The sequence below is a fragment of the Pseudarcicella hirudinis genome (genome assembly GCF_900115665.1).
In the GTDB taxonomy this organism is placed as follows: domain Bacteria; phylum Bacteroidota; class Bacteroidia; order Cytophagales; family Spirosomataceae; genus Pseudarcicella; species Pseudarcicella hirudinis.
In genome coordinates, this window is sequence record NZ_FOXH01000005.1 from 246,210 (window position 1) to 264,398 (window position 18,189).

The window sequence follows — 18,189 nt, forward strand, 5'->3', positions numbered from 1 at the left end:
TTAAAAAAGTCCGGAATAGTAAAAATAGGAATTCACAGCAGTGTGTTCCTATTTTTATTTGTGTTGAACACTCAGGCCCAGAATAAAACCCTCCGCTATGAAAATGCAATTTATGAGCCCTATATTAAAACGGTTCAGCTTTTCCCTGCGGTTGGTCAGCAAAGGTCTCCTTCCGAATCGCTGAATCCCCCTGTTGTAGCGTTAAATGATGCCTCTCCCCTGCTTTTATCTTTCGACTGTTTAAGCAAGGGTTTTCTCTCTTTCAGGGCAAAAATAATCCATTGCAATGCAGACTGGACGCCTTCGGTATTAAATGAAATAGAATTTTTACCGGAATACAATGACTTTCCGATTCAGAACTACCACAATTCTTTCGCGACAAAAATCCCTTACTACCATTATACATTTGAGGTACCTAAAACCAGAATTTCCGGGAATTATATCCTGATGGTTTACCGAAACAGAGACGAAAGTGACATTGTTCTGACCAGAAGGTTTATGGTTTATCAGAACCGGGTGAATGTTGGCGGGAATATCAGATTTGCCAATAATGCCGACAAAAGAAACAGTTATGTTCAGGTAAATATGAGCCTGTCGTACAATGGCTACGACGTAATTAACCCCAAAGAAGATTTTAAAGTTGTGGTAAGGCAAAATTTCAGAGATGATAAAACCCTGAAAAATCTGAAGCCTTTTATGGTAAATGACTTCGACAAAAAAATTGACTATCAGTTTTTTGAGGGAGAAAATCTGATCCCGGGAGGAAATGAATTCAGAATGTTTGATGCAAGAAGTACACAGCAAAAGCTGGTAAATATTTCTACAATTATGCAGGAAGAACAACAGAGTATTATCTTTCTGCATTATGATAAACCTCAGAACGGACTGGCTTATGTAGCTACGAATGATTTCAACGGCATGTATGTCATAGATAATTATGAAACAAACCGTGGTGAAACGGAGTCAGATTACGTCCAAATCAGATTTCAGTTGAAAATGGATGAAATATCCGGTAAAAAAGTCTTTATTAACGGTGGATTTAATGACTGGTATCTGAATGACAATAATCTTATGACTTATAATCCTGATCACCAGGCCTATGAAGCAAGTATCGAATTAAAACAGGGTGTTTATAATTACAATTATGCCACGCTCGGAAGTGACGGCCTTAAGAACGAAACCGAACTGGAAGGCTCACATTCTCAAACCGAAAATATTTATGAAATTCTGGTTTATAACCGTCCGATCGGAGCAAGAGCTGATGCCCTGATTGGTTATGTTACCATTCATTAAGCAATAAAGTCTAAATGAACTAATTCAACAAATTAATATTTCTGATATGTTTAACAATGCATTGAGCCGCTTCAGAGCAATTGCCTTTATGGAAGGATGTTCTTATATACTTTTTGGAATAACCATGCCTTTAAAATATGTATGGGGTTTGCCAAAGCCAAATTATATCGTTGGAATGTGTCATGGTGTTTTATTCATTCTTTACATGATCACTCTTCTGACAGTATTTATTGAACTTAAATGGTCTTTGAAAAAAACGGCTCTGGCTTTTATTGCCTCATTGATCCCTTTCGGGACCTTTTATGCTGATAAGAAAATTTTCAGACAATAATCCTAAAACTCTTAAGAAAACTTCTCTTTAAACATCATTTTCCTGGTATGAAAAACTTATTCTATTTCACAATCATTTCCTTTTTACTCAGCAGTTGTATGCCGGGTATGTATCAGACAGGTGGAAATAACGGAGGGAATTCGGGGGGAAGTTCCGGCAACGGAACCTATGGAGGAACATCAGGCACGCAATACCCGGGTGATGATGACAATGGCCGTTCTGCAGACAGAGGTGTTCATGTTTCCAATATCAGGCTTACTGATCAGTACACGATTCTTTATATGAGCTTTATCAATCTTACAAAGCCGCAGAGAGATCAAAATGGAAGAGTACTTAATCCCGAACAGCATATCGCCTTCAAGAAATCGGCTACCTTAATTGCAGCACAGGGATCAAGAACATTTCGTCTGATTAAAGCAGAAGGTATTCCGGTACTCAATGACAATCAGAATATCGATGATCTTGGTTATAATACCCGTTCGGGGGAACAGGTTAATTTTGTCTTATATTTTGAAAGACTGGACAAAGGTCTGGAATACTTTGATTTATTTGAATGTAATGATTACGATCATCTGGTTTGCTGGAATGTATATGATCTTCATACTATAAACCCCAATGATCCGGTCGTTTACAAACCCTCTCCTCCGGCTCCGGCTCCCGGGAAACCTTCAACAGGAACAAACCCTGTTAAAAAGCCCGGAAAAATCGGAGAAGTTGATAATACCCCTAAACCAGTACCTCCAGCCGCCGTTCCTAATATTATGATTAGCGGTCTGGTAAAAGACGCTAAAACACAAAAGCCTGTTTCAGCAACTATCGACTATAAAATCTCAAGCAGTAAACTGAAAATAGATTCAGTGCAGAGCTTTGCTTCTACGGGTATCTACAAGATGTATTTGCCGAAAGGCCAGGTTTATACTTATGTTGCTTCAGCAAAGGGATATATTGTTACCAATGATGTCATTGATTTAAGTAAGGCAAATAACCAGAACATTACCCGTGACATCTATCTTACGCCTTTAAGCATCGGGGATAAAATTACCCTGAAAAACATCTATTTCGAGGTCTCAAAATCTGATCTGTTACCTGCATCCTATGCTGAATTAGATAAATTGGTAACCATGATGAATGATAACCCTAAAATGGAAATCCGTCTGGAAGGACATACCGATATTGTGGGTGACCATGATGCAAATCTTGAGTTATCTCAGGCAAGGGTTGATGCCTGTAAAGAATATATTCTCAGAAATGGAATATCAGGATACAGATTACAGGCAATTGGTTACGGCGATACGAAACCCATCCTTAAAAAAGGAACCGATGAAGAACGTAAGGTAAACAGAAGAGTGGAGTTTGTCATTCTGAAACTTTAGTACTTTCATTTTAACAAAAAAGGGGCAAAATCGATTGATTTTGCCCCTTTTCATTTATATCAAAAGACTATACATTAAAGCGGAAGTGCATAATATCTCCGTCTTTTACCACATAATCTTTTCCTTCCACAGAAATTTTTCCGGCATCTTTACAAGCCACTTCAGTTTTATACTGCTGATAATCTGCAATTTTAATCACCTCAGCTCTGATAAATCCTCTTTCAAAATCTGAGTGAATTACACCTGCTGCTGCAGGAGCCTTCCAGCCTTTTTCAATTGTCCAGGCACGAACTTCTTTAACACCTGCTGTGAAATAAGTGATCAGGTTTAATAAAGCATAAGAAGCACGGATTAACTGACTCAATCCAGACTCAGTCAAACCATATTCATCAAGGAACATTTGCTTTTCTTCTTCGTCAGTAATTTCAGCAATCTGTGATTCAATAGCCGCACAAATTACAATCACCTCGGCATTTTCGTCAGCAACAGCCTTTTTCAACTCCTCTACATATTCATTTGTTCCTGAAGCGATAGAATTCTCGTCCACATTTGCTACATAAATTACCGGTTTATCTGTTAACAGGAACAAATCTCCGATCGCATTTTGCTTTGCTTCTTCATCAACCTGCACAGTTCTGGCAGATTTACCTGCGTCCAATGCTGCTTTATAAAGGTGAAGAGTCGCCAGTTCTGCTCTTGATTTTGCGTCTCCGGCTTTGGCAGCACGCTCCAGTTTCTGCATTTTTTTCTCAACTGATTCCAGATCTTTGATCTGTAATTCGAAATCAATAATTTCTTTGTCAGAAACAGGGTTTACACGACCTTCCACGTGCACGATGTTATCATCTGCAAAGCAGCGTACTACGTGAATAATCGCATCCACTTCACGGATATTTCCTAAGAATTTATTTCCAAGACCTGCTCCGGTTGAAGCTCCTTTTACCAGACCCGCAATGTCAACAAACTCAATTACGGTTGGTAAAACTCGTTGAGGATTCACCAAACCTTCCAGAATAGTCAGACGCTCGTCCGGTACTGTTACCACTCCGACGTTTGGTTCAATTGTACAAAAAGGATAATTAGCTGCTTCTGCCTTGTTGGAAGAAATTGCACTAAACAAAGTTGATTTACCAACGTTCGGTAAACCCACGATTCCACATTTAAGACCCATATTTTTTGGTGAATGATTTATTACAAATTAAGCCCCCGGAGAAATCATGATATTCTGCTACTTAATCAGAATACCGGTCGCAGGGGTTCTCAGGCTGAAAATGTGTCTTTTTCAGGAAATCAGACCATAAAACCACAGAAAGCCGGGTTCCAGATTCCTTTTTCCGGAGTCAGACTGACAACCTGAAATCTCTACAGGTTGCAAAATTAGCATTTTTCCAACAAAAAAGCCCCTGAAAAATCAGAGGCTTAATTTTAATTTGAAAAACAGAGACATAAAAGGCTATTTTCATCGAAATACGAAGAAATATTCAGCTCTGAAATCAAAGATCTTTAGTAAATAATTCTTTCAAAATTATTCCCATTTTAAGTCGCTACCACTTACACCGCCAAACTCCTCCTCATCACGATTAAACTGCGAGAAATCAACATCTGGCATTAATTCATGCTTAACATGATCGACAGCTTCTCTCAAACCTTCCACAAATTTGTCGAAATCCTCTTTATAAAGGAACATTTTGTGCTTTTCGTAAACGAACCCATCTTCTTTTTGATGACGACGACTCTCGGTAATGGTAATGTAGTAATCCTGAGAGCGGGTTGATTTGACGTCAAAAAAATAAGTTCTCTTCCCTGCTCTGATTCGTTTTGAAAAAATTTCTTCTCTTTCTCTTTCTTCCACAGTACTTTTTGATTTTAGGGTTTATGATTTCGTAAAACTATGAATATTTTGAGAACATGCAAAAAAAAATGAATAAAATAATATTTGTATATAAATAAAATAATAGAACTATTCCCAATAAGAAATATAACAAAACCAATAAAAATTTTTATTTGAAGCCCGAAAATATTAATTTTGCAATTATTCTTTTTGGACTTTTCAAGGTTTACACAATAATTCAATTTTAATTGAGTTATTCTTTCCGCCTGAAACCACTGGAAGTTCTTTTTTTTCATTTGTAAGACAGATATCTCTAAATGAATGTTTTCTAGCGAATTACTTCATTTTTCTTTATGCTTACATATTATTCTGTTAATGCTTGATTATTAATCGGGCTTTTCCAAAAAATATTTACCTAATATGAAATTTTTCAGAATCGGGATAGTAATCATCCCGCTTGTGTTTGGGTTTGCTCAGGCAGCTCACTCACAAAAATTAGGTGATGAGTTCTATGGGATTGCTTCGTTTTATTCCAAATTTTTATACGATAAGCCTACCTCAACAGGCGAAATGCTTTACAGAAATTCGTATTCTGCAGCTCATATGACCTTACCATTTAATACCATGGTAGAGGTTACGAATATGAAAAATAAGCGTTTCGTAATTGTAAGAGTCAACGACAGAGGCCCTTATAAACCCGGCCGCGAAATTGACCTTACCGAAAATGCAGCGAGGTGGCTCAAAATGAAAAATGATGGTTTAACGAAAGTAAAAATTAAGATTGTCGGCTTCGACGGTGATATCATGCTGGAAGCCTTCGATTCCTTAACCCTGGATTCTCCTCCGAAATTTATACCGAAGTTTTATCAGAAAACACGGCTTCGATATCGAAAACACTACCGGTTAAGAAAACACTGGCAACATCGGAAGTATCCGTATTTAAAGAGGAAACGCTTAAAAATCATGTCCTACAGAGCAAAGATTCATCGATCCAAAAAGCGTCATAAAAAGAGAAAATAACATAAAGCAGCCCCAATTACGTTTCAGTAATTGGGGCTTTTTGTTTATTTTGGAAAAGTTTTCTGCCCAAACCCTGTTTCAGGCACAGTTTTTACTAGCTTACAGTGACATTATCTTCTTTTTAATATATGGATTTAGCAAAAATCAGAGAGTACGGCAATATTGAATTTCTGGCCCGCCAAATGGTGGAAGGCTTTATAACAGGGCTTCATAAATCTCCTTTTCATGGCTTTTCAGTTGAATTTGCCGAACATCGTCTCTATAATACCGGTGAAAGTACAAGACATATCGACTGGAAAGTTTTTGCCAAATCTGAAAAGCTTTTTACAAAAAGATATGAAGAAGAGACCAATTTAAGATGCCATCTTTTAATTGATACTTCCTCTTCAATGTATTATCCGGAAAAAAATCAGGGGAAAATCACTTTTTCGGTAATGGCAGCAGCAGCCATTGCCCATATGGTTCAGAAACAAAAAGATGCAGTCAGCCTGACGACTTTTTCCAATGAAATTGAGCTGCAGACGCCTACCAAATCTACACCCTCTCACATTCATAAGATTTTTCTGGATCTGGATAACCTCTTACATAAACCAAAACCAAATCGTAAGACTGGTGTGTCAGATGTGATTCACGAAATTGCTGAAAAAATTCACAAAAGATCTCTGGTGATTATTTTCAGTGACATGTTCGACAATATCCTGGAGTCCGAAACTCTTTTTTCAGCATTACAGCACCTGAAGCATAATTTACATGAAGTGGTTATTTTTCATGTAACAGATAAAAAGACCGAATCGGAATTTGCTTTTGATGAGAGACCTTATGAATTTATCGACCTGGAAAGCAATGAAAAGGTCAGACTGAATCCCTCACAGGTTAAAGCGGCTTATCAGGAAACAATCAATAACTTCTACCATGAATTGAAACTTAAATGCGGGCAGTATAAAATAGATTTCGTAGAAGCTGATATTAATGAGGGTTTCGATCATATTTTATCCTCCTATCTGGTGAAAAGGACTAAAATGAAATAGGAGAAAAAGGGATCCCTTTTTCTCCTATTTCGTCAGTTCCTGCATCAGCCGGTTATTTCCCAGATTTAGGGTTTGCTGATTTTGCTCTTACTTCCTGGCTTTTGTAAAAATCGATCAAACCTTCGATCTGATCTACCGGAATATGACTTCCTAAAATTTTCTTGTTGCGGTCTAATACATAAACCATCGGAGTTGTAACCACATCATAGACATTTCTGAAATCTGTATAATATTCTTCTTTCCCTGTCTGAGGGTTTTTATGAACATCAATCACATTAACAAACTCCTGGGTTTTGAATTCATTGATAAACTTTTTCCATTTTGTAATATCACGATCCATAGAAGCGGCATAGATTCTGACTCCGCGTTTCTTCAATTCAGGCAACATTTTAACTAATTTCGGCGCTGCTTCTCTGCAATGTCCGCATTCAGGATCATAGAAGAAAACAACGGTGTAGTCAGCAATTACGCTCGACAAGGGCAATTCTCTTCCCAATGTATCCGTACAATATATTTCAGGAAGACGCTTTCCGACCAATAGCGGTTTTAAAACTTTCACCCTTTCTTTCATACGACGAACGGTACTGGTATCCCACATTTCCGGCTCACCGATATAATATTTTTCTGCCATATGAACGAAAGCTCCGTCAGTACCAACGATTTTAGGTGTTTCATAAGAACTTGCCAGTTTGTAAACAATATACCTGCGGATATCACGGGCTTTGGTTTTTGCCAGTAATTTATCGGCTTCCATTGCAATTGAATCAGAGGTCTGGACAGTTAAATCCTCGAAATATCTTTCAATTTTTTTCTGTAAAAAAGGGGTTTTCATCATTCGCTCATCATTCAGGTCAATATTATCCCAAAAATGAGATTTATAATAACCGAACTGATAATTGTAGAAAGCTGAACTGTCTGCTTTTGTCAGCAAAGGCTTCCCGTATGGTGGAATTTCAGGGTCCTGAGAGGCTTTTATTAATTTTGCGGCAAAAGTATCATGATTTTTAACCAGCCAATCTTTTTGAAACAAGGCAAGCTCCTCCTGTAGTTTCTTGATTTTAGCTTCAACTTCTTTCCCTCCTTTGGCTTTTTTCTCCGCATTCAAGGCTCTCAATTCGTCAAAACGCTTATTCATATCCTGCTGAAAGGTATAAAAGATTTCATTTTCTTTTGAACCTTTTATTTTCATATGTTTTACGTAATTGGCAGTATCTGTTTCAAAACTGAAGTTCTGGTTACCGATCACAAAATCAATATATCTTCCTTTCGGTAAAGAAATCAGATAAAGTCCTTCCGGAAGAGATTTTGTTCCTTTAAAATGAAGGTTTCCTTCTCCGTCAATTTTGGCAGTGTCCTTAACTACCTGCTGATTAAATCCGAGGTAATGGGCTAAAATTGAAACGGTGTCTTTTAGTCCTTTGATTTTCCCCTGAATGGAAAAGCCTTCAACCCCTGTGCTTTTTTGTGTAGATTGGGCAAAAACCGAAGCAGAAATTACTAGTAATAAAAGAGTAAGCGATTTTTTAAAATGCCTTTGCATATTCAAATTGGTTTATTTTTAATTAAAGTTAGGCGTAACAGGGCATTAATTTTATTCCCTGACTAATTTTAACTTTTTATTAACAATTTTTCTTCAAAAATACGATGTTTTTTATTTTCTCTAAAATCTTGTTTTTGTTTCTCATGCCTTTGTCTTTAATCTTTTGCTGCTTCGCATATGGATTATGGACAAAAAATGCCAGACATAAGGCCCGAAGCCTTAAATCAGGCATTTTTCTGATTCTTTTATTTTCAAATGGCTCCTTGGTCAATGAAGCCCTTCTGGCCTGGGAAATTCCCCCTGTTGCTCCGCATGAAATAACAGGTACTTTTGAGTTCGGGGTAATTTTGGGCGGTGGTCTTATACAAAATAAAACAGCAGATGCTGATCAGATATTTGCTTCAGAGACTTCCGACCGATTCATCCAGCCGCTCAGGCTTTACAAGCAAGGGAAAATCAGGAAGTTATTGATATCCGGTGGTTCCGTTTCTATCAACGGATATTCTACTGATGTAAGTGATGAATCCAGGAAGGTAGCCCAATTGCTGATAGAGCTGGGGGTTCGAAAGGAAGATATAGTATTAGAGTTACATTCAAGGAATACAAGAGAGAATGCCTTAAATTCACAAAAAATACTCAAAACCTATCAAAACAGCGGGAAAATACTTTTATTTACCTCCGCATTCCATATGAGAAGGGCGGTAGGATGTTTTCAGAAAGCCGGTATTGAGGTACAACCCTTCAGCACAGATTTCAGATCGGAAATAAGAAATTTTAATCCGGGTACATTATTGATACCTCATGAAAAATCTCTCTTCCTCTCCTACTTTCTGATAAGAGAGTTAATCGGTTATACGGTTTATAAAATTATAGGATACATATAAAAAGGGGCTGAAAATCAGCCCCTTAAAATTCTATACAGATAAAATATGTACCATTCTCAGCAAATCATCTGCTACAGGTTTTTTCTTGGTGATTGTATCATGGAAGGGAGTATAAACCAATCTGTTGTTTACCACACCCGCCATTACATTCTTTTCACCTCTTAATAAACCTTCCAATGCGCCTAATCCTAAACGGCTCGCCAAAATACGGTCGTAGGCAGTTGGAGCACCTCCACGTTGAATATGACCCAGTGTTGTTACCCTGATATCAACTTCTTCGTCCATTTGCTTTTTAATTTTAGCAGCCACCTTTTGTGCATTTCCTTCTTCATCTCCTTCTGCTACCACAACAATTGAAGAGGATTTAGCTCTCGAAAAACCTTGCTTCAGGGTTTTTACTACATCACTTACCGGAGAAAGGTTTTCAGGAATCATAACAGATTCTGCACCTCCGGCTATACCGCACTGAATGGCAATATATCCTGAGTCGCGACCCATCACTTCAATAAAAAATACCCGGTCATGAGAATCTGCCGTATCGCGGATTTTATCAATGGCATCCAGTGCAGTATTTACAGCGGTATCATAACCAATTGTATAATCTGTTCCGTACAAATCGTTATCAATAGTTCCCGGAGCTCCTACGGTAGGAATTTTATATTCGTTATAAAAAATTTCAGCACCCGTAAAGGTACCGTTTCCGCCAATTGCTACCAGGCCTTCAATTCCTCTTGATTTTAACTGATCATAAGCCTTTTTTCTGCCTTCCGGAGTCATGAACTCCTTACTTCTCGCCGATTTCAATACAGTACCGCCTCGTTGAATAATGTTACTTACTGACTGTGAATTAAGAGGGATGATATCACCCTTAATCATGCCATTATAACCCCGGATGATACCATAAACTTCCACACCATGAAAAACCGCTCCTCGTACAATTGCTCTGATACAGGCATTCATTCCTGGTGCATCTCCTCCCGAAGTATAAACTGCAATTTTTTTCATAAATTTTAGTATCTAAGATAATGTTGGTTAGTCCTATGTATAAATAATGGGTTTCTAAATCAGAAAATTAAGCGCCTTACAGACAACTTAGTCTCAAATTAGTATTTATACATATTTGCAAAATATTATTCTCTTTTTTCGTATTCGGCCACAAATTTATTGTTTAAAAACGACGTTTCTAAGATTTTTCTAAAAAAATAACAATTATTTAAATGTATTTTCCCCTAAACCATGTAAAACGCCGGTTTTCGGAATAGAACATTATATAATTCTTCAGGTAAAAAATTTCACTTATTATGGAAGAAACTTTTAACTAAATATTTAAGGTATTCGTTATAGAACTAACTTTGTAAAACAAATTGCCTGTAAATAAACTTTGTTTATCGAATTTAGATAATTTTAGGGTTTTTATGGCTATTTTGGAGCACAAAAAACAAATAGAGATCTTTTTTTAAACTGACCCATTGATTACATTTTCCTTACCCCTGAATAAATTTATAATTACCTGTTGCCTTATTTTATCTGTTCATTGTGTATTTTCTCAACAATGGGCCGGTATATCGGGCAGTAATTATGCAGGTATTTATTCTGTCCATAACAACCCTGCCAATGTGGTAGATTCACGTTATAAACTTTTCCTTAATATTGCAGGAAATGATGTATTTGAAGGGAATAATTACTTCAGCTATAATGCCCCTTTTCCGTTTCTTGGTTTTATCAGAAACAGTGTTGGCCCGCAATATCGTAATGCACAGGGAAAGATTATTTTCAAAGACAGTTACATCGAAACCAGTTCTAACGGAGCGCCTTATCATAGCAACACCACCGGTGATGCGAAAGGTCCCTCTATCATTTATACAATCAACAATAAAAGCGCCATTGCAGCATATACAAGACTAAGATATGCCGTCAATCTGAATGGTATTAATAACTCACTGGCCGATCTGATTACCAGAAGTACTAACCGCCCGGGATTGATCGGGCAAAAGGTTGATGTCAGTGAATCGGCACTCAATGCAAATGTTTATGCAGAAATGGGGCTTACTTACGGGCATGTCCTGATGAATAACGAAGAAAACTTCTTTAAATTTGGTGTAACGGTAAAAAGAGTAGTTGGCCTTTACAATGTTCACATCATTGTCGATAAAGGAAACTACGAAATTGTAAGGGACAATAAGGATCCAAACAGAAATAATATTCAGATTAATTCTATTCAGGGAAGTTACGGATATACCATGGATGAGTCTTTCAAAAATGCTAAAATAGACCCGCAGTGGGCTTTAGGAGGTCTTCCGGCTGGTTCAGGCTTTGGTTTGGATCTGGGTTTTGTTTATGAATACAGACCCGACTATAAGAAATATATACGGCGCAGCAGCGGTACGGCAACTTTAGATCCGACTCAGAATAAATATGAATTTAAGCTAGGCGTTTCCTTACTGGATTTCGGAAGTGTAAGGTATAATAACGGTGATCTGAACTATCATTTTGAAATGAATCAGACCAACCGTTTACTTACCTATCAGAATTTCCAGGATTTGAACGGCTATAATGATGCTTTCCAAAGAATCAACAATTCACTGGGATTAAACAACCGGGAAATCAAATTCAGTTCATCGCTTCCTACTACTTTACAGGTAAATTTTGATTACCATATCCGGGGTAAATATTATGTTAATACCATGTGGTCTCAAAGCCTGAGAAAAAGCCAGTCGATCGGAATGACCGTACCTTCTTCTTTCTCAGTAACTCCAAGGATGGAACATAAATGGTACGAAATTGCTGTACCTATTAGTTTACTGGATAATTACAACATTTTTACGATGGGACTTGCAGGCAGGGCTGGACCTGTTTTTATGGGTTCAGACAACCTTCCCGGATTGTTAAGTATTGGAAAACCAAGAGGACTGGATTTTTATTTCGGTGTTTTTGTACCGGTTTTCAGAAAACCGCCATCTCTGCCAAATGCCTGCTGGTATGAAATACCAGAGAAAAGACCGCTGAAAGATCGGTTAATGTTCTGGAAAAAAAGAAAATATTAGACAGTCTGACAATCGAAACGGGCAGCCGGAATATTACTTATCCGACTGCCCGTTTTGTTTTTATAGTTATGATTTCCAGGTCAAAGAATATACTGGCTAAGATCTCTGTTCTTCACTAAACCTCCCAGCCTTTCTTTTACCAGCTCTTTGGTAATCAGCACTTTGGCATTGGGGGTAATTACATCCGGAATGTCAAACATTAAATCATTCAGTAAATGACTTATAACAGTCTGCAAACGACGGGCTCCGATATTTTCAACTTCGGCATTTACTGCAAAAGCAATACTTGCCATCTCCAGCAAGGCATCATCATTAAAGCTTAATTCCACTCCTTCGGAAGCCAGTAAAGCCACATATTGTTTCGTCAATGCACTTTTAGGTTCTTTCAGAATCCTGTAAAAATCAGCTTCAACCAGGCTTTGCAGTTCTACTCTGATCGGAAATCTACCCTGTAATTCAGGAATCAGATCCGAAGGTTTTGCCACATGAAATGCTCCGGCAGCTATAAACAGGATATGATCCGTATTAATCACACCATATTTCGTATTAACCGTTGATCCCTCAACAATAGGAAGTAAATCACGCTGCACACCTTCCCGGCTTACATCAGGGCCGCTTCCGCTCTTATTTGAGGCAATTTTATCTATTTCATCGATAAAGATGATACCAAGGTTTTCGGCCTTTCTGATAGCTTCTTCCTTCACCTCATCCATGTCAACCAGTTTCTGGGCTTCCTCCTCCAGCAAAATCTTCTTTGCTTCAGCAATGGTCACTTTACGCTTTTTATTCTTTTTAGGCATCATTCCCCCAATCATTTCCTGGAGATTCATCATCGACATCTCATCCATCGGGCCGCCCATCACACCGATATTGGGAGCATTGCTGGCCTGAACGTCAATATCAATTTTTCGCTGGTCAAGTTCTCCGTTCCGGATTTTCAGGCGAAAAAGTTCACGGGTTCTCTCATTCAATGCTTCATCAGTATCCGGCATTGGTTCTTCAGCATTATCTCCACCGGTAAATCCCTTGATTTTACTCTCTTTCTGGTGATGAGTTGTCGGATTAATTGCAGGAATAAGTGCATCAAGAATAACATCTTCTACTGCCTGAATGGCTCTTTCCTTCACTTGTTCCTTTTTTTGCGCCTGCACCATGTGAACAGACTGTTCAACAAGGTCTCTCACCATAGATTCAACATCTCTGCCTACATATCCGACTTCTGTAAACTTTGAGGCTTCAACTTTGGTAAAAGGGGCATCGGCGATTTTAGCCAGACGCCTGGCTATTTCCGTTTTCCCTACACCTGTTGAGCCAATCATCAAAATATTGTTAGGCGTTATTTCTTTCTGCATTTCAGCAGGGGCATTCATTCTCCTCCAACGGTTTCTTAAGGCTATTGCTACATTTTTTTTAGCATCACTCTGACCAATAATATATTTGTCGAGTTCTTCAACAATCTGCCGCGGGGTTAGATAATCTAGTTTTACCATTGTTTTTAAGGGTTTCTCAGCTATAACACTCAAATCCTGAAAAGAATTTTAATTAAATCGCCGGGAATATCTGTAAATTTTATCGAATTATTCTTTTGAGGTCACAAACTAAACCAAAACTATTTAGATTTCCAGCAGGGCTGTATCCCGAATATGAATAAGAAAAGTCAAAAACTTTTGTTTTAACCATGAATCCAACTGAAAAACCGGAGAAACCTCCTATATTTTTCTGAGATAATTCCTGCCTCATTAAATGGTTATAACCTAACATAAGATTAAAATTCCGGCTTAACAGAAATTCTGCCCCGAAAACCAGATGCCTGGCCAGTTTATCAGTGAAAGAAGCCGAAGAAGGAATAACATTACCGTTCAGGTCTCTCTCCACAATTGTCGGATCACTGTAAGTAATGTTAAATTTCTGAAGATGATGAGCCGTCAGTGAAAATCTGACTGGCATATACATTGGCTTAAAACTCATCCCCATTTGTACATCAACCGGTAAATCAGCCCCGGTTGAGTTGGTATAACTTTTAATTCTCAGCCCGATATTTCTGATGGCAAACGCATAGCTGATATCAAGGTCAGGATGTTTGAAAACACCTCCAAAATCCATCATAACCGCATAAGAAGAATAAGCTTCGATGGTCGAGCCGACGAATTTGAGATTTCCGCCAAAAGTAATGTTTCCCTGTTTTCTGGAATGGCTTACTAAAACAGCAAAGTCATTGGCCAGAAAATTTCCGGATACATTGCCACTGGCATCCGTTTGCTGAAAATCCCCATAATTAACATATTGAATACCAGCTCCCCAAACCCCATTTCCGATCGTTCTGGCATATGATAATGTTGAATATTTGATACCTGCAAAATACGGAATGAAGTTGATCCCCATCGTATTATGTTCTGAAGAATCCAGCTGGGCAGGATTATTAAATATGGAATTTACATCTTTTCCGGTAAGAGAGATATTCATCCCCCCAAGTGCCATCGTTTTGGGACTGGAAGGAATATTCAGAAAAGAGAAGCTCTCGCCTCCGCCAATCTGTCCCCGGGATTTGTTTACAAACAAGTATGAGAGTAGAAATATTAAAACTATATTTTTGAATGACATTATTACGCTGATTTGTCCGGACATTTTTTGGCTCCTGCTCAAAATTATTCCTTTTCAGGTAAACGAAATAATTGAACGAAAATTCCGGGTGCGATTTATTGTTTTATTTTAAAATATACGATTTCGAAGAATATATATCAATTTTACAGGTTTTATAATCTTTGCAATATATCTTTGGTTAGCAGAGATGATCGTTTGAAGTCGTCAGATATCGGGCTTTGCCATAATAATTTATCATTCAACAAATCAGTTCCTGCGGATTCAAAAGAATTTCTGAACTAAATCGCCAGAAAATAAACCATGAAGGTAAATACAAATCAGTCGAAATTTGAGGTTTTGGAAAGAAAAAATGCGGAAGCGCTATTAGGTGGCGGAGAAAAACGGATTGAGGCTCAGCATCAAAAAGGTAAACTCACTGCAAGAGAGAGAATCAGTCTTTTACTGGATGAAGATAGTTTTGAAGAAATAGGCAAATTCGTAATGCACCGTTGCAAGGATTTCGGACTGGACAAGGAATATTACCTGGGCGACGGAGTAGTTACAGGTTATGGAACGGTTCATGGCAGACTTATTTATGTTTATGCCCAGGATTTTACTGTTTTCGGAGGAGCTTTATCTGAAACCCATGCCGAAAAAATCTGTAAAATAATGGATTTGGCCATGAAAAACGGTGCACCGGTCATCGGGCTGAATGATTCAGGCGGTGCCAGAATCCAGGAAGGCGTCATGTCTCTGGCAGGTTATGCAGACATTTTCTACAAAAATACTCTTGCCTCAGGGGTGATTCCGCAGATATCAGCGGTGATGGGACCTTGCGCCGGAGGAGCTGTTTATTCACCTGCTATTACTGATTTTATTTTAATGGTAGAGAATACCAGCTACATGTTTGTTACCGGGCCAAATGTTGTGAAAACCGTTACGCATGAAGTGGTAACTTCGGAGGAATTAGGGGGAGCCTCTACACATTCCACCAAATCCGGTGTTACTCATTTTTCTTGTGCAAATGAAGTAATTTGTCTGAATAATATTAAAAAACTCTTATCATACATTCCTCAGAATTGTGAAGAAGATGCACCCTTTCAGATTTATGAACCGGGAAATGAGCTGCGTAAAGGTCTTGATGAAATCATCCCTGAAAATCCGAATCAACCTTATGATATCAAGGAGGTTATTGAGCAGTTAGCAGATCCGGAATCATTCTTCGAAGTTCATCAGAATTATGCTGAAAACATTGTAGTGGGTTTTGCCAGAATTGCCGGAAGAAGTATCGGAATTATAGCAAATCAGCCGGCTGTTATGGCCGGAGTACTAGATATTCATGCCAGTCAGAAAGCGGCAAGATTTGTCAGATTTTGTGATTGTTTCAATATTCCATTACTGGTTCTGGAAGATGTTCCGGGTTTTATGCCGGGAACCAACCAGGAATGGGGCGGAATCATTACTCACGGAGCTAAATTATTGTACGCATTTTGCGAAGCGACAGTTCCAAGAATTACCGTAATTACCAGAAAAGCCTATGGTGGTGCTTATGATGTGATGAATTCCAAGCATATCGGAGCGGATATGAATTATGCCTGGCCAACTGCAGAAATTGCTGTAATGGGTGCAAAAGGCGCCGCCGAGATTATTTTCAAGAAAGAAATTGCCGAATCTGATAATAAAGAAGAGAAACTTGCCGAAAAGGTTGAGGAATACACCGACAAATTTGCGAATCCTTTCCGGGCAGCACACAGAGGATATATCGATGAAGTTATAAAACCTTCAGAAACCCGTCAGAAATTAATTAAAGCCTTTAAAATGCTGGAAAACAAAGTAGCTTCGCTTCCCAAAAAGAAACACGGAAATATCCCGCTTTAGCCTTTCCGGAATTTTTTATACAGAAATGAGAGAATCCGTTCTTGGCATTTTGAAGAACTTTTAAGATATTCCCTGAGTTTTTAAAGCATACAAATTTAAATAAATGAAGCGCGGAAGATTAAAATCCGTCTGTACATTTAACTTTGTATCATATTGAATTAATAGAAAATAAAGTTTTGAATTATGAACGAAAAAAGTAGCAAATTTCTTTACGAATATTTAAATAATGCCTCTCCGACAGGTTTTGAAGTATCCGGACAACAATTATGGCTGGATTATATCAGGCCATATATTGATGAACAAATTGTTGATGTGTACGGAACAGCAGTCGGGGTAATTAATCCGAATCAGCCATATAAAGTAGTAATTGAAGCACATGCTGATGAGATTGCCTGGTTTGTAAACTATATTGATGATAACGGTTATTTGTTCCTTCGCAGGAATGGAGGGTCTGATGCTCTAATTGCCCCTTCTATGCGTGCCAATATTCATACAAAAAACGGCGTAGTAAAGGGTGTTTTCGGATGGCCGGCTATTCACGTTCGCGATGCCGCTAAAGATAAAGCTCCGGCGGTTACTGATATTTTCATCGACTGCGGTGCTGCCAATAAAAAAGAAATTGAAGACATGGGAATTCATGTCGGAACGGTTGTGACATTTGAAGATGGTCTGACAGAATTAAATGGCCGTTATTATGTAGGTCGTGCCCTTGATAACAGAATGGGAGGCTTCATGATTGCTGAGGTAGCCAGGTTACTGAAAGAAAACAATATTCATTTGCCATATACTCTTTATGTCGTAAATGCGGTTCAGGAAGAAATCGGACTGAGAGGTGCTGAAATGATTGTAAGAAGATTGAAACCTGATGTTGCCATTGTTACCGATGTAACTCATGATACTCAGTCACCGATGTACAATAAGAAAGAACAGGGAGATCTGAAATGTGGCGGAGGACCAGTAATTTGTTATGGCCCAGCAGTGCAGAATAATGTAAGAGATTTCATTATTGAGGTGGCAGAAAAAAATGAAATAGCGTTTCAGCGTCAGGCGGTTTCCCGTTCAACCGGAACGGATACAGATTCATTCGCCTATGCTACAGAAGGAGTTGCTTCTTCTCTCATCTCACTACCTTTGAAATATATGCACACTACAGTAGAAACTGTAGCGAAGGAAGATGTTCAGCAAGTCATCAAGCTGATTTATGAATCTTTGTTAAATCTAAAAGGAAACGAGGATTTCAGATATATCAAGTAGTATAAAAGTTGTACTACGTTTAAAGAATCAGGGAAATCCTGTCATTCAAATTTATCCCTGATACGAGGTTGCCAAGCACAAAAGCACTAAGTTTCAGGGATTTTTTTATAAATGTAAACTCAATCTGTATAAA

General features: G+C 38.2%; 16 protein-coding genes. 10 read left to right on the forward strand and 6 right to left on the reverse strand.

Annotated elements, in window-relative coordinates:
• Positions 1 to 60: 60 nt before the first annotated feature.
• Genes BM179_RS10980 through BM179_RS10990 form a run of 3 tightly spaced genes read left to right on the forward strand, consistent with a single transcriptional unit; the run spans position 61 to position 2,997 of the window.
• On the forward strand, positions 61 to 1,293 hold the full coding sequence (locus tag BM179_RS10980; protein WP_218159202.1) for a type IX secretion system plug protein: 1,233 nt from the start codon (positions 61 to 63) through the stop codon (positions 1,291 to 1,293).
• A 46-nt stretch (positions 1,294 to 1,339) separates the two neighbouring features.
• Complete coding sequence (locus BM179_RS10985; protein WP_092016696.1) at positions 1,340 to 1,624, forward strand: DUF3817 domain-containing protein; 285 nt, start codon at positions 1,340 to 1,342, stop codon at positions 1,622 to 1,624.
• A 47-nt stretch (positions 1,625 to 1,671) separates the two neighbouring features.
• On the forward strand, positions 1,672 to 2,997 hold the full coding sequence (locus tag BM179_RS10990; RefSeq protein WP_092016697.1) for an OmpA family protein: 1,326 nt from the start codon (positions 1,672 to 1,674) through the stop codon (positions 2,995 to 2,997).
• Positions 2,998 to 3,064: 67 nt separating this feature from the next.
• Here BM179_RS10990 and ychF read toward each other — a convergent pair whose 3' ends face one another.
• A complete protein-coding gene (ychF, locus tag BM179_RS10995; RefSeq protein WP_092016699.1) occupies positions 3,065 to 4,168 on the reverse strand; it encodes a redox-regulated ATPase YchF in 1,104 nt (367 codons plus the stop codon).
• Positions 4,169 to 4,180: 12 nt separating this feature from the next.
• On the opposite strand from ychF, the gene BM179_RS25580 reads away from it, so the two are divergent.
• Positions 4,181 to 4,354 (forward strand): hypothetical protein, encoded by a 174-nt coding sequence (locus tag BM179_RS25580; RefSeq protein ID WP_218159203.1) that lies wholly within the window; start codon positions 4,181 to 4,183, stop codon positions 4,352 to 4,354.
• Positions 4,355 to 4,522: 168 nt separating this feature from the next.
• Here the strand turns inward: BM179_RS25580 and BM179_RS11000 are convergent, their stop codons facing one another.
• A complete protein-coding gene (locus BM179_RS11000) occupies positions 4,523 to 4,849 on the reverse strand; it encodes a DUF3276 family protein (protein WP_092016701.1) in 327 nt (108 codons plus the stop codon).
• Between the two features lie 399 nt (positions 4,850 to 5,248).
• Here BM179_RS11000 and BM179_RS11010 point away from each other — a divergent pair, with 399 nt between their 5' ends.
• A complete protein-coding gene (locus BM179_RS11010) occupies positions 5,249 to 5,848 on the forward strand; it encodes a septal ring lytic transglycosylase RlpA family protein (RefSeq protein ID WP_092016704.1) in 600 nt (199 codons plus the stop codon).
• A 128-nt stretch (positions 5,849 to 5,976) separates the two neighbouring features.
• Entirely contained in the window at positions 5,977 to 6,876 is a 900-nt protein-coding gene (locus BM179_RS11015) for a DUF58 domain-containing protein (RefSeq protein ID WP_092016706.1), read from the forward strand.
• A gap of 52 nt (positions 6,877 to 6,928) precedes the next feature.
• Here the strand turns inward: BM179_RS11015 and BM179_RS11020 are convergent, their stop codons facing one another.
• Positions 6,929 to 8,416 carry a TlpA family protein disulfide reductase gene (locus tag BM179_RS11020; protein ID WP_092016708.1) on the reverse strand — a complete coding sequence of 496 codons (1,488 nt, stop codon included), beginning with the start codon at positions 8,414 to 8,416 and terminating at the stop codon, positions 6,929 to 6,931.
• Between the two features lie 143 nt (positions 8,417 to 8,559).
• Between BM179_RS11020 and BM179_RS11025 the strand changes: the two genes are divergently transcribed.
• Positions 8,560 to 9,300, forward strand: a complete 741-nt coding sequence (locus BM179_RS11025) for a YdcF family protein (RefSeq protein ID WP_218159204.1) — start codon at positions 8,560 to 8,562, stop codon at positions 9,298 to 9,300.
• A 30-nt stretch (positions 9,301 to 9,330) separates the two neighbouring features.
• Here BM179_RS11025 and pfkA read toward each other — a convergent pair whose 3' ends face one another.
• Complete coding sequence (gene pfkA, locus BM179_RS11030) at positions 9,331 to 10,305, reverse strand: 6-phosphofructokinase (RefSeq protein ID WP_092016712.1); 975 nt, start codon at positions 10,303 to 10,305, stop codon at positions 9,331 to 9,333.
• 464 nt (positions 10,306 to 10,769) lie between these two features.
• Here pfkA and BM179_RS11035 point away from each other — a divergent pair, with 464 nt between their 5' ends.
• Entirely contained in the window at positions 10,770 to 12,344 is a 1,575-nt protein-coding gene (locus BM179_RS11035; RefSeq protein WP_092016714.1) for a DUF5723 family protein, read from the forward strand.
• 80 nt (positions 12,345 to 12,424) lie between these two features.
• On the opposite strand, the gene hslU is transcribed toward BM179_RS11035, so the two are convergent.
• On the reverse strand, positions 12,425 to 13,834 hold the full coding sequence (gene hslU, locus BM179_RS11040; RefSeq protein WP_092016716.1) for an ATP-dependent protease ATPase subunit HslU: 1,410 nt from the start codon (positions 13,832 to 13,834) through the stop codon (positions 12,425 to 12,427).
• A gap of 79 nt (positions 13,835 to 13,913) precedes the next feature.
• Entirely contained in the window at positions 13,914 to 14,969 is a 1,056-nt protein-coding gene (porQ, locus tag BM179_RS11045) for a type IX secretion system protein PorQ (protein WP_143095204.1), read from the reverse strand.
• 276 nt (positions 14,970 to 15,245) lie between these two features.
• Here porQ and BM179_RS11050 point away from each other — a divergent pair, with 276 nt between their 5' ends.
• Both BM179_RS11050 and BM179_RS11055 read left to right on the forward strand, forming a co-directional pair.
• Positions 15,246 to 16,802, forward strand: a complete 1,557-nt coding sequence (locus BM179_RS11050; protein ID WP_092016720.1) for an acyl-CoA carboxylase subunit beta — start codon at positions 15,246 to 15,248, stop codon at positions 16,800 to 16,802.
• Between the two features lie 183 nt (positions 16,803 to 16,985).
• Complete coding sequence (locus tag BM179_RS11055) at positions 16,986 to 18,056, forward strand: M42 family metallopeptidase (RefSeq protein WP_092016722.1); 1,071 nt, start codon at positions 16,986 to 16,988, stop codon at positions 18,054 to 18,056.
• The last annotated feature ends 133 nt before the right edge of the window (positions 18,057 to 18,189 follow it).

What these genes read in the sequence shown, in the direction of transcription:
- BM179_RS10985 (WP_092016696.1), top strand. Translation starts at nt 1,340, where the DNA reads ATGTTTAACAATGCATTGAGCCGCTTCAGAGCAATTGCCTTTATGGAA.
- BM179_RS10990 (WP_092016697.1), top strand. Translation starts at nt 1,672, where the DNA reads ATGAAAAACTTATTCTATTTCACAATCATTTCCTTTTTACTCAGCAGT.
- ychF (WP_092016699.1), bottom strand. Translation starts at nt 4,168, where the DNA reads ATGGGTCTTAAATGTGGAATCGTGGGTTTACCGAACGTTGGTAAATCA.
- BM179_RS25580 (WP_218159203.1), top strand. Translation starts at nt 4,181, where the DNA reads ATGATTTATTACAAATTAAGCCCCCGGAGAAATCATGATATTCTGCTA.
- BM179_RS11010 (WP_092016704.1), top strand. Translation starts at nt 5,249, where the DNA reads ATGAAATTTTTCAGAATCGGGATAGTAATCATCCCGCTTGTGTTTGGG.
- BM179_RS11015 (WP_092016706.1), top strand. Translation starts at nt 5,977, where the DNA reads ATGGATTTAGCAAAAATCAGAGAGTACGGCAATATTGAATTTCTGGCC.
- BM179_RS11020 (WP_092016708.1), bottom strand. Translation starts at nt 8,416, where the DNA reads ATGCAAAGGCATTTTAAAAAATCGCTTACTCTTTTATTACTAGTAATT.
- BM179_RS11025 (WP_218159204.1), top strand. Translation starts at nt 8,560, where the DNA reads ATGCCTTTGTCTTTAATCTTTTGCTGCTTCGCATATGGATTATGGACA.
- pfkA (WP_092016712.1), bottom strand. Translation starts at nt 10,305, where the DNA reads ATGAAAAAAATTGCAGTTTATACTTCGGGAGGAGATGCACCAGGAATG.
- hslU (WP_092016716.1), bottom strand. Translation starts at nt 13,834, where the DNA reads ATGGTAAAACTAGATTATCTAACCCCGCGGCAGATTGTTGAAGAACTC.
- porQ (WP_143095204.1), bottom strand. Translation starts at nt 14,969, where the DNA reads ATGTCCGGACAAATCAGCGTAATAATGTCATTCAAAAATATAGTTTTA.
- BM179_RS11050 (WP_092016720.1), top strand. Translation starts at nt 15,246, where the DNA reads ATGAAGGTAAATACAAATCAGTCGAAATTTGAGGTTTTGGAAAGAAAA.
- BM179_RS11055 (WP_092016722.1), top strand. Translation starts at nt 16,986, where the DNA reads ATGAACGAAAAAAGTAGCAAATTTCTTTACGAATATTTAAATAATGCC.